Source organism: Pseudobutyrivibrio sp. OR37 (assembly GCF_900113655.1).
GTDB lineage: Bacteria > Bacillota > Clostridia > Lachnospirales > Lachnospiraceae > Pseudobutyrivibrio.
Window position 1 is genome coordinate 123,802 of sequence record NZ_FOQF01000007.1, and the last position, 16,360, is coordinate 140,161.

Below are 16,360 nucleotides of genomic sequence, written 5' to 3' on the forward strand. Positions count from 1 at the left end.
CTCCTACTGTGGAAACATATTCTGTAACATATATTTTTTGAATAATTTAAGCTCATCACACTTATTCTGATGAAGGGTGATAAGGTTGTCGAGGTTATCAAAATATTCACCAATTTTTGTCTGCTCTTCAACAGATGGAAGTCTGATTTCATATTTCAGCATATCACTGATTTTAAGAACTCTATTTCTTCCAGCACCACCTGGAGAACATAATTCTAAATACTCCCGAAATTTTCTATCGAGCATTAAGTATTTAAAAAAGTGAGATTTTAATCTCTCATCAAATGAAAACTGTGGAAACCTGTGAGAAACAAGCTTTCCAGCATCGCCTTCATCTGTAATTGCTACGGCATGCTCCCATGCAAAAGTTATATTTAAGATAAATTTATCTGCTGCTACACGGTACATTTTAGCTGCTTCAAGTGCTTTACCTTCTTCAACATAACTATGAAAAGTGCCTTTTGCGTGACTTCTAATTCCAACTCGTTCGTATCCTCCGGTTGGTGTATCTACAGGATCTTCGTATTTTTCAAGAAGCTCGCCTAACTTACGCTGTTCCCAATCTCCAGTAAACCCTTTGAATCGAATTTCAGGAACCTTTTGCCCTTTTCGAGGGAACATTTTTTGTAGCATTCCTTTCTTCAGAATTGCAAGGTCATCACACTTACGCTGATGAAGGGTGATAAGGTTATCGAGTTGCTTAAAATTCTCTCCAATTTTACGTTGCTCATTCACATCAGTAGGAAAAGCAATGTCTACTTTTCCTATTTCATCCTTATTTATTTTCATAGGTATTGCGGTCAACAAAGTACGCTCTCGTAACCCATGTTGAAATGCAGATGACTGAATTGCGTTATTCAAAAAATATGAATCTATACCCTTGGGTTTTAATAATGCCAAACTAACGTAATATGCAAGCTTTTCGTTTGTTTCTACAACATTAGGAGTACCAACATCCCCTATTCTTGTCATAAGAATATCGCCCTTTTCTGGACGTACCTTATAATCCCTTTCGTAGGCTTCTTCTGAGATGTATTTTTCAGATGTCATTGTTGCTATATTTTCAACAGAGAGAAACATAATTCCCTCATCTTGATAGTCTGGCGTTTGATGAACTCCATCATATACTCCAGCCACATCGGATAACTTACGCTGTTCCCAAGGGGCAGTATACCCCTTGAATCTTATCTTAGGTGTATTAGACATATCTTATACCTCCTTAACGATTGACATAAACTCAGTAACAGCATTCTTTGTTTCATCATCGGCATATGCCAACTCGCCTAACATATCAAGGAATCTTTCGTTACATTCACGAATTGACACGTTAGTATCTTTGATTGAACCAACAAGCTGTGTTAAATCAATCGCCTCTTCCTCCTCTGAAGTATCAACATAACGAGGAATATTAAGGTTAAAATCATTCTTCTCAATCTCATCGTAAGTCACTAATGCTGCGAGCCTATCGATATTTTCACGCTTCTCATATAATTCAAGCACCTTATCAATATGCTCTTGATTCATAACATTCTGTTTCTTGTTCTTTTCAAACAGATTTGATGCATCTACAAATAATACATCTCGTCCTTCACGATGCTTCTTAAGAACAACGATACAAGTAGGAATACTAGTATTGTAGAACATGTTTGCTGGAAGTCCAATTACTGCATATATCGAACCATCTCTAAGCAACTTTTCTCGAATAACTCCTTCTGCACCTCCTCTAAACAAAACACCATGAGGTAATACAATAGCCATTGTTCCAGTAGCCTTAAGGTGATAGAATCCATGCAATAAGAATGCATAATCAGCCTTTGATTTTGGAGCAAGTTTTCCATAATCCATAAATCTTTCATCATTCATGAATCCTTCATTGGCAGACCAATTTGCAGAATATGGTGGATTCATTACAACACAATCAAAGCCTGTTTCTTCGGTTGTTGGCCAGTCTTTATCTAAAGTATCACCATTTCTAAGTGTCTGGTTTTCAGGCAATACACCATGAAGGAACATATTCATACGAGCCAAGTTATATGTAGTATTCATTAACTCTTGTCCATAGTACTTAATGTAATCTGGATTCTTAGAGTATTTCTTACATCTCAAAAGCAACGAGCCTGACCCCATACAAGGATCATATACTTGTAAGCCCTTCTTTTCTTCCTGGCCCATCATTGCTATCCCTGAAACAATCTGTGCCGGACCTCCTGGTGTATAAAATTCTCCAGCCTTCTTGCCTGTTTCTGACGCAAATTGACCAAGCAGATATTCATATGCATTTCCCAACACGTCTGCATCTGTATGTACCAAATCAGCTTTATTAATAACAAGCATTAAATCAGCAATCAATTGACTCTGCTTCTGATCACTCAAGCCTAAAACCTGAGAGTACAAATTTACGCCCGCAAATAAACCTTCATAGTCACTATTAGACTCCTGAATTCGATTAAACGCTGCCTGCAGCTCTTCTCGATTGAACTGATGATTATTTATTTGATTTATCATATGAACATTTGTCATATTTGGCTCTAATGTGTAGCCAAGAATATTTTTAATTTCCTTAAGCAGCGCTTCAGCAGAACTACTATTGTACATCTCTTCGTATGCCTTCTGAGCATCATCTAGTGAATTTGGTTCCTCATCATACATAAGATCGTATGCTTTATATAAATACTGGTCACTCTGATGCTTAAAGAATATTATTCCTAAAATATAATCCTTATACTCATTTGCGTCCATCTGTCCGCGTAACACATCTGCACCTGCCCATAAAACTGTTTCTAATTCTTTTAAATCTGTCATATTATCTATCCTCCGAATCTATTAATCTAATTATTTCCATTGTGTATGTATGAACTTGCCTCATTTGTTCTTCCATCAATCTATCTTTCTCTAATGCCAGTTTATACATATTTCCAATTACTACTTGCTCTTTCATATTAGGAATAACTATTTCCATTTCCTGTAAAAGTTTTACATTAAGTCTTTTCAGACTTGCTCCAGCGCCATAACCTTGCTCCGCCGCTGCAAATTGTTGACAAAACTTTTTGTCCTCATTAAACTTATATACGAAGTACCAAGGATAAAGTTTGTCTTCATCTATCACACACTCAATAAAATTAGATGTTACAAACTTTTCCGAGGTCATCTCAGTCATCATAGTTGCTTTCGATTTCATAAGATTAATGATGCATTTTGTCGTATCCTGATTATTTCGTCTTCGCAAATCATTATCGAAATCTTCTTGTGTATACAAATCAGCATCTTTATCTTTTATTCGAGAAGCATTTTTACCAACTGAGAATTGAATTACATCTCTTAATTTATAAACGCTCATTTATGCTCCTTTCTCTGTTTATATTTTGTACTTTAGCTAAATTACATTTTTAATGTACAACATAAAACGGGGTTTGTCAAGTGTAATTTAGTTAAATTACAAAAAATGAGGGCATTTTATTTTTTACTTTGCCCTCATGTAGAATTCTATAAGCTCTGCCAAAATATCGTTATCGACTTTTCGTCTATGATTCATCTGGAATATGTCATGACTAATTATTAGCTTTACTGCATTATCAATAGATGTAGGTCTCCATCTTTCTTTATGATATTCATATCTTTCTGAATGCCTATGTAATATTTCTACTCTATTACTATATGCATTTATTATCCAGTAATGTTTTGTGTTATTAGATTGTAATTCCACATAATTATTATTACTTCTTATCAACTTAAAATATGACTTATTTATCTCGTTAAAATAATTATAAGTTTCTATATTCTTTTTACATTTCATTTTTTAAAAACCTGTATTTGTGCACTATCACATTATTACTTTTTTAAAAATTAATAATAATTAATAATCCCTTGAATTTACTGACTTTAACCGATTATAATGTCATTATTAATTATAATTAAAAAAACTATGTTCTCATCTCTACAGTTCCGATTCCATCCTCTTCCTCAATAAATTCCTTTACCTTCTGCTTTAACATTAAATATTTAATTCCTAACATTTCTTTTACCTCTTTCTATATATTCATTTGCATCATTGCTGGCACTACCAGTATCGTAATTACGATAAACAGCATTCCTGCCATTGGCAAAAGCAGCTTTGTAGATGCCTCCTCACCTTCGCGAATCACTCTTTGCTTACGCATTTCAAAAGAGTATCGTTCTTCCTTTTCCAGACTATCCAGCAAATCCTTGGAGCCTTTTTTTAGATTTTGGGACAGCAGCATGGCTAGCTTTCTATATTCCTTGCTTTCGCTTTTCATCCCCAAATCCTCCAAGGCTGCTATTTCACCCATTCCATCCACTATCTTTCGATAGGTCTGTGCCATTTCCTCGTAGCCTGGACGAATCTGACCACTATTTTTGGTGGCATTGTATTTTGAGGTGATTCTTTCTAATGCATTCCTAAAGCTCATTCCAGCGCCCATAAGGATAGAAAGCTCACTGACAATCCTTGGATAGTCTCGCTCCTTTTCCTCTAGTCGCTTTTTTTCTAGCAGCTTTTCGTCCCTCTTTTTGCCAAGCATCAGCCCTGCCACCGCCACCATTCCTAAAAACATCACCTGCAAGCCTCTGTAATTCATTTTCTTTTTCCACTTCAGCTGCATGTTTCCGGCTGTGTTTGGAAGAGTGATATAGTCCTTGGTTCGTGTGGCTTTATCTGCCTTTTCCACTGCCTTGTCTATGGCTTTTAGCTGCCCTGTGATGGTATCTAGGCCGGGCTGCATTACTACCACATTGAAACAATAAAGCTCAGATACATCCTTGTACATAAGCTCTGCAACGATTCCTACAACCTCCCCCTCTTCAGGGATATTTTCGTATTGCAGCCTGCCATCGTCGCTTATAATTCCATATTTATCAAACTTGTACTCTGCCAAAATCATTCCATCACAGTAGCTTTTTTGCAGATTCAAATCATATATGACTTTATCTGGGGCTTTGTTTTCCCCAAGATAGCTGCTCTCAAGCTCCTTTATGGCCTGTGCAAATATTTTTTCCTGTTGCTTTTTCGATAGCCCTTTTTCAGCTATCTCTATCTCATAATCTCTGTCATTTCCCTTAAAGTGTAATTCCAGCTCGTCTGTCAGTGGGCCTCTTCCTGCCTCGTTTCGTTTTAACATCCCATCAAAGCTCACCCGCAGGCTGAAATAGTCGTAGACCAGCATGCCCAAGCCCAGCACCAGACATGCTATCAGGATTTTCTTATATGTTGATTTCAATGATTCTCCTTCCCAGCATTATCAGTGCGCCGTAGCCCATTAGGCATCCAGTCATTATGACTATTCCAAGCAGATTTCCATATAGCGGTGCAATAAAGGCGCCCGAAGTAAGTGTGATATAGGCAAGAATTGCCAGTGGCATCACACACATCACCTTTAACTCAAGGCGTTTTTCTGTGGTGATAGTTTCTATCTCCTGCTTAATCGAAAGATTTTCCTCCAGCTTCATGGCAGTGTCTTTAATGTTTTTTCCGTAATTTCCACCACTTCTTTTTGCAAAGGATATAATCTCTGCCAGGCTAATTGCCTCCTCTAAATCTACCGATTTAGCAAATTCAAAAAATGCCTTTTCCAGCTGAATATTCATGCTTATCTTCTGGTTCATCACATGCACCAAAGGCAGCAGCACCGAATCCTTGGGATATAACCTTTTCAATTCCTTTTCAGATTGAAGAAGTGCTTTTTCCAGCGAATATCCTGTTTGCAAAGATGCCACTATAAGCATCATTAATTCTTTGAATTCTATTAAAATTCTCGCCTTCCTTTTTTTCTGCTGCTCAATTTTAGCCAGCCTACACCAAAAAGGCACAAGTATGATTCCTATGAAAATTCCAAAAATGGATTTGTAAAAAAGATAGGCAATCACTATGGTAAGGAGAACTCCCTGAATAACCGGGATGCACTTTGGTGTTAGAAGATTTTTTATAGAGTAATTCCACTTGCTGTTAGCTTTTCTTTTCGTTTTAGGTCTCCTACTTTTTTCCATTCACCTATTATCCTTCCCTCCACTTCTTCCTTTTCCTGAAACTGATACAAAGGATTCAGCTTTATTTCATTTTCCTCAAGCTCCAGCACCTCTGCTATTTCAAGCAATTTTCGGCTCTTATCCCTTAGTCTTCCAAGTTGCACTATAATGTCTATGCCAGATGCAATCTGCTGGCGTATAGCCGGAAGTGGAATTTCCGCCCCCATCAAAACCATGGTCTCAAGCCTAGAAAGCATATCCCTGCAGGAATTGCTATGGCCTGTGGAGAGACTCCCGTCATGCCCTGTATTAAAGGCCTGAAGCATTTCTAAAGCCTCCGCCCCACGACATTCGCCCACCACTATACGGTCCGGACGCATTCTAAGGGAGGACTTTAGCAAGTCCCTAATAGTAATTTCATTTTTACCTTCCAGATTTGCATTTCTTGCCTCCAGACGAACCAGGTTTTGTACGTTTTTCAGCTGAAGCTCCGCCGAATCCTCGATGGTGATTACACGCTCATCCTGTGGAATAAATTCTCCCAAAGCATTCAGAAAAGAGGTCTTTCCGCTACCGGTTCCTCCTGAAACAAATATGTTATATCCGCTGATTACAAGCTTTTTTAGAAAATCAATTTGCTCTTTTGAAATTGAACCATAGGACTCTAATCTGTCCATGGTCATCTGTTCCTTGGGGAATTTTCGAATTGATAATATGCTGTAATCCACCGCCGCCGGTGGCAGCACGATGTTCACTCTTGAGCCATCACTCAACCTTGTATCCACTATTGGATTCTGCTCATTTACGATTTTGTTACTATTTGCAACGATGCTTTGTATCACGTCATTTAGCTTCTCTTCTGATGAAAAGCTTTCTGTAGATTTTTCCACCCGGCCATTTCTTTCTATGAAAATATCGTCCGGGCCATTTATCATGATTTCAGTGATTTCTTCATCCTTCAGCAAATCCTCAAGCACATCCAGCTTACGAAGAGAATTGAAAACATGGCCTTCAATTCTCTTTCTATCTGCCAGAGATATAGGCTGATTTCTGCTGATTTCTATTATTTTGTTTCTGATTAGCTTAAGGATTTCCTCGTCTGAAATATCCACCGATAAATCAATGGAATTCATAACAAAGCATCGAATTTCATCCTCTATGTTTATCATTTTTAATTAGCACTTTGTCTGTTTGCATTTACAATTTTCTTTGCGAACATTCCAAGATTGCCCTGCAACAGCTCCTCTATTTGGTAGGAATTATCTGAGAGATTTTTTGCTGACATTGGCAAAAGCACATCTTCTGTAGCAACCATAGAATTACATCTAGCTATGTACTCATAAAATAAATCCTGACTCTTTTTGAAATAGTCGCCGGGCTTCCCTAGTATGTACAATTTATCCAAACCATCCAGGATTGAATTAAAGCCATTAATTGTCCTGCCAAAAAGGATTACAATTACATCATATTCAGCCACAGCTAATTGCTTGAATAAACCTTCCCACCCGCTAATATCTATCTCAGATATTTCGTGGGGATTAAGGAACGGCTCAATGTAATCGAACCCCATAAAGCTATGTGCATAATCATTTAAATCTACATCAGCAGCATCAATTTCATATAGAAGATCCATGAGATTTTTTTCACAGTGCTTGCCAAGTAAGCTTGGCATTATCGAAATCTCTTCCAGATCTAAAAAGAGAACTCTCCCCGCCGATTTATATGCCTGGGCTAGTGCCATGGCAAAAGGAAGTGATAGTTCGTGGGCGACTGGTGAATAGACGCCGATTAGTTTTGAGTTGGAAATAGATTTTTTGGTACAGCTGCCACTCTGTCTTCGTAGCAGACTAATATCATCTAAAATGTAATTTACTGCCTGATATTTATAGATATGATTTTCTTTTTCGCAATCTCTATGCTCGCATAGAATGTATTTTTGCCCCATATTTTTGTTGGAACCGAAATCACAAATCTCCTGAAACTCCTCTGTCATTATTGTTACATCATAGTTCCCATCATCTGCAAAAAAGCTTTCTGGTGTTGTGAAGATGTGGATTCCTACCTCAAATTCATTCATTAAATACGAAGCAAATCTTAATATGTAGTCTTCATTGGAATCGCATAATGCGACTTCAAAATTGTTCAATAGCATCAACCTCCATTATTTCATCATTTGAACTGCAGTAAAAAAAACGCAGCCGACATGCACAGTGCATAATGAAGATTTCTTTTCATTAATTGCCTTTCATATATGCTGACTACTAAAATGGCTATAGCAGCAACCATAACCGAGATAATCATCACCTCTATTACCACCCTAGTACCCACTATGGCTGACATAACAGAGAACAGCTTGATATCTCCAGCCCCTATCTGCTTACCAAATATATTTAGCAGCGATAAACAAATACAGGGCCATATAGCCTTCAATATGAAATACGTTATACCTATCACCCCGTATTGCTGCAGATTCAAAAATAATCCCGCCACATATCCCAGGAGAATAAGCTGATTTGGAATTCTGTAAGACTTGGCATCAAAAACTGATGCAACAGTCAAAATGCTCCAGATCAAAAACGTGCTCGTTTCTTTCACCTCGCTTTCGAGTGACAAGTATATATGCCCAGAATAATTTCAGCTATAGCATTTCGGGCTAAATATTTTTTTAGCTATTTTTCCCTTTTTATTTTTTGTTACAATCTCACAGTGTTTTACATCAGCTTCCTTTTGACATTGTTAATGAATCACAACTTAATCCATTACACATCATTAAAAAAAGAGGTCTCGACTGCTCGAAACCTCTTTTCTCTAATCATCCTATTAACTTATGCCCAAAAGCCTCTACTGCTTTGGTTACCTAATATATCTTCGTTTAAAGACCCCTTTCCGTAAGTCATTCCTGCTATTACCGACTGCGTGTTACGCATTAGAGGTGCTGAATCATCCTCCTTTGCAATCTGCTCAAATGCGTTACCTAATTCATCCATTACTCTTTTTGCTTCTATCAAGCCTTCCGAATTTGCCTTATATATGGACTTTGACACATTTCGCTGTACATAATCGTAAAGCGCGTACAGATTTCCACTTACCTTGTAATTAAAATTCAAATCCTTCTGGAGGTGGTTCACAACTAGTGAGCATTTTTTTAATGCTGCAATTGCTTCTTCCACTTGGCCAGCTTCAAAATTCTCAAGTGCATCGCTTTCATATTCTTCATATATATCATAAAGAATTGATATTAATCCTAATCCATTACTTGATGCTATTTTTAAGGTAAAAGCTGAAATCTTATCCTTGTTCATTTTGTTTCTCTCCTTTAAGGCAAGTTCTTAAGCTAAACTCTGGAAAAACCTTGTCCGCCGCTAGACATGTAATCTACTGGCGAAATGTCTGGTCCGCTGCGAGATTTCTTGACAGAAATCTGCTCGCGAAATTTATTGTAGCAACTGTAGAGCAAGCTGTGGTAGCTCGTTGGCTTGAGCCAGGGCTGATGTACCTGCCTGCTCTAGCACGTTGAGCTTTGTATACTCAACCATTGTTGTTGCCATATCTGCATCCTCAACTCGCGAGATAGCTGCTGTCATGTTTTCACCTGTTGTATCAAGTGACTTTGTGGTGTGGTCCAATCTGTTTTCGTATGCACCTAGCTGTGAACGAACACTGGTTACATAGCTTAAAGCTACATCCAATGAATTTAGTGCATCCTCTGGACCATTTACTCTTGTAACATTCAAATCATCTATATACATGAACTGTGTTGTTACTGCTGCAATTCTTACTTCCATATTCTGGTTCTTATTAGCTCCAACATGAAGAGTCATGGAACCAATATCTGTTACGTTAAAAACAATTTTTCCCTTATTATCTGTTGCTGTATCTGTTTTTTCATCAAATCCTGCCTCTGCCAGGAAGGATAATTCAAACCCATCCACGTCACTGACTGTAATATGATTTCCATCAGCGCTTACTGTGGCCTGAGCACCAAATAAAGACTTTGAATCTACAGTGCCTTTTTTTACTAATGTAATCTTTGGATCTGTACCAACACTTTCAATCACTGGTGTGTTTGCATCTGGGAAAAGGTCTGTGTCACTAGTATCAAAACCTAATGCTTTTGCAAAATCCATGCTAGAAAAATCAATCTTTAAATTGGCATGTGCGCCAAACTTATAAGATTGGATTGAAAAAGCTGTGCCATCCCCTGGATTTGAAATGATAGCACCTGCCTCCTCGCAAATATTTCTTAAAAGCTCGTATACACCTTCGCCAGAAGTACCCTGTGTCAATTCCACACCATGTCCATTAATTGTTATGGTACCAGACATTCCAAGGCCATTACCAGATTCTGATGTAATAGTAGAGCCATCGCCCAAATCTACTTTATCTACCTGCCAGGTTGTTTGATTTATAAAGTCCTTAAAATCTGTCACACCTGTAGGTGTGGCTACTGATGTATCTGTTCTTGTATTGAAGTAACTATTTGTTGTGCTGCTTGTAAAAGTATCTCCTATCAAGCTGTTACTTCCAGTCGAACCTCTAGTTGCAGCCTCGTTAATTGTGAGCTCATAGATACCTGCTGCCACAGTTTTAGATGTTTGCATTCTAGTTGCGTGCTCTGCATAGGTTCTATTATCAAGTCCTCCATTTAGAAGGTTGATATTGTTAAATTCTGTGGTCTCTGCAACTCTATCAATTTCCTCTAGAAGGGAATCGATTTCCTTTTGAATTGTTTTTCTTTCTGAAAGAGAATTGGTGCCGTTGGCTGCCTGAACAGAAAGCTCTCTCATTCTTTGAATCATCTCTGTTACTTCGTTGAGAGCACCTTCGGCTGTTTGAAGTACGGATATACCATCCGAACTGTTTGTTGATGCCTGTGCCAAACCATCTATCTGAGCCTGCATCTTACCTGCAATTGCTATTCCAGATGGATCATCTGACGCATGGTTAATACTAAATCCAGAACTTAATTTTTCCATTACATCCGCAAGGGAACTTTCAGTACCTAGAAGCTGATTGTTAGTAATCACCGCTGACATGTTGTTATTAATTCTCATATGCTGCCTCCTAATAAAAGCTAGTCAAGCATCCGTGCGGTGTGTTTTTAGTTGTATAGGTCTTCCATGTCCTTACAACAATAATATCGGTTTGAAGCGTCCAAACTTAACCAAAATTAGATACATTTTTGAGCTAAAAAAGCTCTGCTATTACCTGTATATAGCTTCGTGAAATATTGTAGAGTGCTTGTGTTTGTATTTCATAATCTTTGTTGGACTCTGGCTGGCTGGTTGATGAAGTAAAATTGCCCATATTTAAATTGTAAATATCACTTGCGCTTATACCCATGGATCTGGTAAATGAGAAGCTGAAGGCGTAGCCGGTGGAATCCTTCATAATGCCAGCGATTCGGTCTGCCTGCTCCTCAAACATCTGACGCATTTGGGCTGTTTCGCATTCTACAGAAGCCTTTACTTCACCAGCTTCATATCTGAAGGTGGTTGAAATTGTTCCTGTTGATTGCAAGTAAAGGGCCATCTTAATCAAGCCGGTTTCTCCACTTCCTCGAACTACTCTAAGGCTCATAGAACCAGCCTCGTTGTCTATCATCATTGGGATATGGTAGGTTTCGCCTGTGGCTGCCATTTTCTGCATAGCTCTAGCCTGCTGCACAACAAGCTTCATACCATCCATATCAATAGTACGCACATCCTCGGTTTCAATCATGGTCTTCATTACGTTTTCTGCTAAATCCCCTAGAGCCTCCTGGGCCTCAAGCATGTCCTTAGGATTATGGCAAGCTTCAGAAAAACGCTCATAAGCCATATTTATCAAATCCTCTATATCCATGTCCTGCTGTTTTGCAGCACGGCCATAAAGGTCCTTTATTACTTTTCCATTATTTTCTACGAGAGCCTCTACTGCTGCAATCATATTTGCTGAATGAGGCACATTGTATTCATCCAATACGGCTATAACAGATTCCTCAGCCTTAATAGATGTCTTTAGCTGCTCTGTAACATACTGGTTATAGGCTAACTCCGACTGTTCATCCAGGGTTTGCTCCATTGCAGTAGCGAACTCATCTGGGTTCATGGAAAGTATTGCATCCTCCCCGAAGGCTTTCATCTTGTCTGGAGTCATTGCTTCCTTGGCATCACGACATCTGTCTGTAAGGAATACCTTTTCAATTTGCTCTGTAATAGAAAGGTCTGTGACTACCATCTCGTCCAGCTGACCAAATTTGTCGCTCACTTCATACTCGCGGCCGGTGTGCTTTGCACTTCTAACAGCTGTCATAAGATTTCTTAGGGTTACTTCTGTGCCCTGACTTATCAACGCTCCGATGGCTGCACCATCAGACTTTTCCACTTGGTGCAAAAGTCTATACACTCCGATGTAAGCATCACGTTCTGCTTGGCTGATATCAGAATTTCTCTCGGCCTTCCACAGGAATTTCGCAAAGCTTTCTTCATCAGAGGAGCTTCCCATTTCCGCCTTGATTTCCTCAGCCTTTGCCTTTAAATCCCCCATGTTCATATCAAGAGGATTGTCTCCTCGCTTTATCATTTCTGCTACTACTGCAGGAGTCATGCTCTTAAAGGTTCGAGACACTATTTCTGTAGTAGCCTTAACTGTTGATACAGATTCTGCAGTGATTTCCATGTGGTTGTAGGCAAGAGAGCGCACTGCCTTTTGGCTGGAAGCCGTTGCCTCTATATCAAGGTCTGCAAGTATGTCATCTACATTCTGAAATGCCTTGTTGATGCTATCGCCCAGGTCACGTCTTACTTCTGTACCAACTGCCTCATAGGTCATTTCCATACGACTGTATTCTGCGGTTACAGATACACTTACCTCATGAACGTAGGAGAAGGTTTCAGCATTTATGTTAGAAAATCTGGCAAGCCCTGCTACAGGAGATGCTTGGATTTCTGCCATTTCGTTCATCACCTGGGTAAACAGCTTCACATTGGAATTTGTGGCTTGCTTATTTTCCGCCTTCATCAAAATCTGAAGGAGATTTGTTTCCTGTAACTTTAATTTATCCAGCAAATCCGACAGGTCTTTAGTGTCCACATCTATGCCATTTTTCATCATGGTAAATGTAGCCTCAACTGTCATGGTAAGCTGAATTTCTGTAAGCTGACGTTGGGCTGTGATGGTTGGCAGTTCGTTTACATCCATGGCCATCACTTCCTCAAAGGTCTTCTTGGCCTGGTCCATAAGAGAATAGCCTGAGATAAGATATGCCTCAGTAGGTTCCTTACCCTCTGCCATTATGTCGTCTATGGCACTTACGATATTTGCCTCATCTGGCTTTTCATAATCCTGCAGCTGCACCATATACTCAAGATGTTCTTTCGTAATAGGAACATCTTGCTTCATCATGGTTGCAACTGTTGTTTTAAGTGCAGCCTCTGTATGTTCACCTTCAACACTGTCTATAAGTGAATCCAGCTTTTCCCCTAGATTTTCTAATAGGTCTACTATGTCCTCATCGCTAGGCGCATCTGTTAGCTTATCGTTTACAGGGGCTGAATAGGTTGCATTATATATGTTTGTGATTGTAGGCTTCAGTTCATTTTTTACAAGATATGCCTGAGTTTCAACTGGCAATTTATCAGATAGGCCTTTAGTCATTTCTACTGCCTGTGCAACCGAGCCTGTCATGGCTGAAATTTCCTCTGTCGATAATCCGCCCATCTTGCTAATGTCGGCGCCTGCTTTTGCAAGATTCATTTTAATCTCATCTACCACAGTGATGAGAGTATCATCTTCCATGTCCATAGGATTATGACCGTCCTCGCGTACCTTTGCTGTGGCCTCTTCATCCCAGGCGTTTTCAATGTTTTTTACCTTTTCAACTGTAGACATACCAAGAGCTGATGCTTCATTCACGTCATCCATGAAATCTTCATCAGTCATCTTTCCTTTATTATCATAAAAGGCATTATCCACTGATAATGTTCTAAGTTCTATGTTAATGTTTGCTTTGCTATCATCCTTGATACCGCTGGTACCTACGCCATATCCATGATTGTCTGTACCTTCTGTTTTGATGTAATCCGTTACCTTGAGTGCGTCTATTTGCATATAGTTCCTCCAGGGTAGTTTTCGTTTACATTAACTATTTCGGACGAGAAGGGAAAAATGTTAACTAAAAAAAGCCGAGGTTTTTCAACCTCGACTTACAATCTAATATTTATTATGAGCAATTTACACTGACTGCCACCTGCTTCACAGGTGGTGTGACGCCTTTATAATTATCGTATATTAATCTTAAATCCGCAGTGGTAAAACTTGGAAAGCAAATACACAATGTATCAAAATCCATTCCACAACTGCACATAGCCTCAACAGCCCTAACATCCTGCTCTTTCATACCGGTACCTCCCATTACATAACTCTGCTCGCGAAATTCTTGGTCCGCTGCGAGATTTCTTGACAGAAATCTGCTCGCGAAATACAAAATATAGGATTACTATATTTAAAAGTATAACAAGATGTTGTGAAAATACAATGATTATAGTAAACGATTTTTATAGCTCAATTTTCATATATTTTGTCATAAGTTCATACACTGCTGAATCATCAGATGTGTTATAGCCTGACACAACATATTTTTTAATTTCATTGTTACTGTTTTCAATTACGATTAGGAGGTTCTGCTCTACGTCCCAGTTATCATTGCTTTCTATTTCTGAAACTGCCTTTTTTAATACATCTGCATAATCATCCTTGCTTCCCTGTAAGTCGCTGATGTTTTCTGCCTTTGTATAATCGAAGGTTCCGCCCTTATAGCTGTATATTTTTCCTTCCTTTACATCAGCTACCGATGCGTGCTCCTCAACAAATTCTCCTGTTGTATGAACATTAGCATTTACATAGATTCTATTAATGTCTGTTACAAATGTGGCGATGTCTTCATCACTTTCATCTTCGGTAACAATATCTGCCGGGTCACAGCCAACAGCGACACCATCATTGTAATCTGAAATGATTTCTTCATCCCAGCGCATCTTTGCTAAATCTTCCTGCTTGATATTGTATTCATCTATGTAGCCCTGAATATAATCTTCTGGAATATCCTTCAATGTATCGCCATAGTATTCAATTAAGGTATTTGCATTCATAATTCCGCCCTCAGCTTTCTCCTCTATTTTTTGTTTTTCCACATCAGGATTGCTATTTACTACTTCTTTTCCACAGCCTGCTAACATAATTAACATAAGCGTTACTGCAATTAAATGTTTTTTCTTCATAGTAATCTCCCAAATCCAATTAGTTAGTTCCAGCCATTTCTGATGCTATATCGTTGAAGGTGTTCTGGACATCTTCGGAATAGTAATTGTATCCGTCCATACCTGAATCACAATCTGTAATCATACCAGCCATACATTCAGCGAAGCATTCTAAAGGCTGCTTCGTTGTACGGACTAAATCGCCATTTTCATCATATGCTGGAACTTCATTCCCATTTGCATCCGTAGTTGTTGTATACCAATAATCAGCATCATGTTGCCAATAAGAAACTGTGTTACCTGTATATCCACCATATACATCAGATGCCTCACCAGCATTAAACGCTAAATCAATTTTTATTGAAAAGACGACACTCTTATAGCATTTCTTTGTCATTGCATCATCTATCTTTGGAGGATCATTTTTATAATCCGCTGTGTTCATTATCAAATGAGTAACATCATCCTCCAGCTTTTTCTTTTCTTCTGCTGTTAAATTTAAGTTCTTTTTTTCTATATACTCATCTACCTCTGTTCGGATTCTATTTTCCACATCTGCTTTCAGATAATCATTTAAAGTATTTCCATTTTTATCTACGTAATCAATTGTTGTATAGTTTCCGTTACATTTTCTTTGTCCATAAGAATAATCTGCGGCGTGAGACATTTCATGGAAAAATGTCCTATAGTTCGATGCCCTTCTTCCAAATGAATGAAAATCATCTACATCGAAATATACATAATCCTTGTTTTGATAAGCTGTTCCTTTATAATGCATATCCCCCAACTTAGTGAACATAACATAGGCGTTTGCAAAACGCCACAAGCCGCGTAAATGCGGCATTTTTTGTTAACTAAAAAAGAATAACTCCCCACTGATATGGTACAATAGAATTGACGAGAAACCACTGTACTAACCAAGAAAGGAGTTATTCTGATATATATGATACCATATAAACAGCTTTCTTTGGCTGATATTTATTCAGACTGCCAAGATAAACTTGAAAATGACAAGCCTGCGTTTCTGGCTCTATTAGAAACCTATATCAATCTTGATGAAATTATCCCGATTTCTTTCAGAAATCATTTCTATGCATCAACGGGCAGAACCCGTAAATACCCTTTGCAAGCGTTACTTTGGG

General features: G+C 38.5%; 14 protein-coding genes and 1 pseudogene. 1 reads left to right on the top strand and 14 read right to left on the bottom strand.

The window, feature by feature from the left end; all coding sequences use genetic code 11:
* Nucleotides 1-3: 3 nt before the first annotated feature.
* The 14 genes from BM097_RS05380 to BM097_RS05445 form a co-directional block, all read right to left on the bottom strand.
* Nucleotides 4-1,206 (bottom strand): restriction endonuclease subunit S, encoded by a 1,203-nt coding sequence (locus BM097_RS05380; RefSeq protein ID WP_090546675.1) that lies wholly within the window; start codon nucleotides 1,204-1,206, stop codon nucleotides 4-6.
* A 3-nt stretch (nucleotides 1,207-1,209) separates the two neighbouring features.
* Nucleotides 1,210-2,802, bottom strand: a complete 1,593-nt coding sequence (locus BM097_RS05385; protein ID WP_090546677.1) for a type I restriction-modification system subunit M — start codon at nucleotides 2,800-2,802, stop codon at nucleotides 1,210-1,212.
* A 1-nt stretch (nucleotide 2,803) separates the two neighbouring features.
* Complete coding sequence (locus tag BM097_RS05390) at nucleotides 2,804-3,337, bottom strand: restriction endonuclease subunit S (RefSeq protein ID WP_090546679.1); 534 nt, start codon at nucleotides 3,335-3,337, stop codon at nucleotides 2,804-2,806.
* A gap of 691 nt (nucleotides 3,338-4,028) precedes the next feature.
* Complete coding sequence (locus BM097_RS05400) at nucleotides 4,029-5,234, bottom strand: type II secretion system F family protein (protein ID WP_090546684.1); 1,206 nt, start codon at nucleotides 5,232-5,234, stop codon at nucleotides 4,029-4,031.
* Entirely contained in the window at nucleotides 5,218-6,000 is a 783-nt protein-coding gene (locus BM097_RS05405) for a type II secretion system F family protein (RefSeq protein ID WP_090546685.1), read from the bottom strand. The genes BM097_RS05400 and BM097_RS05405 overlap by 17 nt, the downstream gene beginning before the upstream one ends.
* On the bottom strand, nucleotides 5,937-7,148 hold the full coding sequence (locus BM097_RS05410) for a TadA family conjugal transfer-associated ATPase (protein WP_090546687.1): 1,212 nt from the start codon (nucleotides 7,146-7,148) through the stop codon (nucleotides 5,937-5,939). Before BM097_RS05410 ends, BM097_RS05405 begins: the two co-directional genes overlap by 64 nt.
* Before the next feature lie 2 nt (nucleotides 7,149-7,150).
* Nucleotides 7,151-8,125, bottom strand: a complete 975-nt coding sequence (locus BM097_RS05415; protein WP_143084958.1) for a P-loop NTPase family protein — start codon at nucleotides 8,123-8,125, stop codon at nucleotides 7,151-7,153.
* A 23-nt stretch (nucleotides 8,126-8,148) separates the two neighbouring features.
* Nucleotides 8,149-8,574: a prepilin peptidase gene (locus tag BM097_RS05420; protein ID WP_255406625.1), complete on the bottom strand. Its 426-nt coding sequence runs from the start codon at nucleotides 8,572-8,574 to the stop codon at nucleotides 8,149-8,151.
* 230 nt (nucleotides 8,575-8,804) lie between these two features.
* Nucleotides 8,805-9,281 carry a flagellar export chaperone FliS gene (locus BM097_RS05425; RefSeq protein WP_090546694.1) on the bottom strand — a complete coding sequence of 159 codons (477 nt, stop codon included), beginning with the start codon at nucleotides 9,279-9,281 and terminating at the stop codon, nucleotides 8,805-8,807.
* 132 nt (nucleotides 9,282-9,413) lie between these two features.
* Complete coding sequence (locus BM097_RS05430; RefSeq protein ID WP_090546695.1) at nucleotides 9,414-11,033, bottom strand: flagellin N-terminal helical domain-containing protein; 1,620 nt, start codon at nucleotides 11,031-11,033, stop codon at nucleotides 9,414-9,416.
* A 133-nt stretch (nucleotides 11,034-11,166) separates the two neighbouring features.
* Nucleotides 11,167-14,070: a DUF6240 domain-containing protein gene (locus tag BM097_RS05435; protein ID WP_090546697.1), complete on the bottom strand. Its 2,904-nt coding sequence runs from the start codon at nucleotides 14,068-14,070 to the stop codon at nucleotides 11,167-11,169.
* Nucleotides 14,071-14,182: 112 nt separating this feature from the next.
* Nucleotides 14,183-14,359: a hypothetical protein gene (locus tag BM097_RS16310; RefSeq protein ID WP_177197380.1), complete on the bottom strand. Its 177-nt coding sequence runs from the start codon at nucleotides 14,357-14,359 to the stop codon at nucleotides 14,183-14,185.
* Between the two features lie 157 nt (nucleotides 14,360-14,516).
* Entirely contained in the window at nucleotides 14,517-15,239 is a 723-nt protein-coding gene (locus tag BM097_RS05440) for a hypothetical protein (protein ID WP_090546699.1), read from the bottom strand.
* 19 nt (nucleotides 15,240-15,258) lie between these two features.
* Nucleotides 15,259-15,996, bottom strand: coding sequence for a hypothetical protein (locus BM097_RS05445; RefSeq protein WP_090546701.1), 738 nt, complete (start codon nucleotides 15,994-15,996; stop codon nucleotides 15,259-15,261).
* Between the two features lie 165 nt (nucleotides 15,997-16,161).
* Between BM097_RS05445 and BM097_RS16485 the strand changes: the two are divergent.
* A pseudogene (locus BM097_RS16485) lies at nucleotides 16,162-16,360 on the top strand (ISNCY family transposase); the annotation flags it as partial.

Coding starts and splice junctions, on each gene's coding strand:
- BM097_RS05380 (WP_090546675.1), bottom strand. CDS start 1,206: ATGTCTAATACACCTAAGATAAGATTCAAGGGGTATACTGCCCCTTGG.
- BM097_RS05385 (WP_090546677.1), bottom strand. CDS start 2,802: ATGACAGATTTAAAAGAATTAGAAACAGTTTTATGGGCAGGTGCAGAT.
- BM097_RS05390 (WP_090546679.1), bottom strand. CDS start 3,337: ATGAGCGTTTATAAATTAAGAGATGTAATTCAATTCTCAGTTGGTAAA.
- BM097_RS05405 (WP_090546685.1), bottom strand. CDS start 6,000: ATGGAAAAAAGTAGGAGACCTAAAACGAAAAGAAAAGCTAACAGCAAG.
- BM097_RS05410 (WP_090546687.1), bottom strand. CDS start 7,148: ATGATAAACATAGAGGATGAAATTCGATGCTTTGTTATGAATTCCATT.
- BM097_RS05425 (WP_090546694.1), bottom strand. CDS start 9,281: ATGAACAAGGATAAGATTTCAGCTTTTACCTTAAAAATAGCATCAAGT.
- BM097_RS05430 (WP_090546695.1), bottom strand. CDS start 11,033: ATGAGAATTAATAACAACATGTCAGCGGTGATTACTAACAATCAGCTT.
- BM097_RS05435 (WP_090546697.1), bottom strand. CDS start 14,070: ATGCAAATAGACGCACTCAAGGTAACGGATTACATCAAAACAGAAGGT.
- BM097_RS16310 (WP_177197380.1), bottom strand. CDS start 14,359: ATGAAAGAGCAGGATGTTAGGGCTGTTGAGGCTATGTGCAGTTGTGGA.
- BM097_RS05440 (WP_090546699.1), bottom strand. CDS start 15,239: ATGAAGAAAAAACATTTAATTGCAGTAACGCTTATGTTAATTATGTTA.
- BM097_RS05445 (WP_090546701.1), bottom strand. CDS start 15,996: ATGCATTATAAAGGAACAGCTTATCAAAACAAGGATTATGTATATTTC.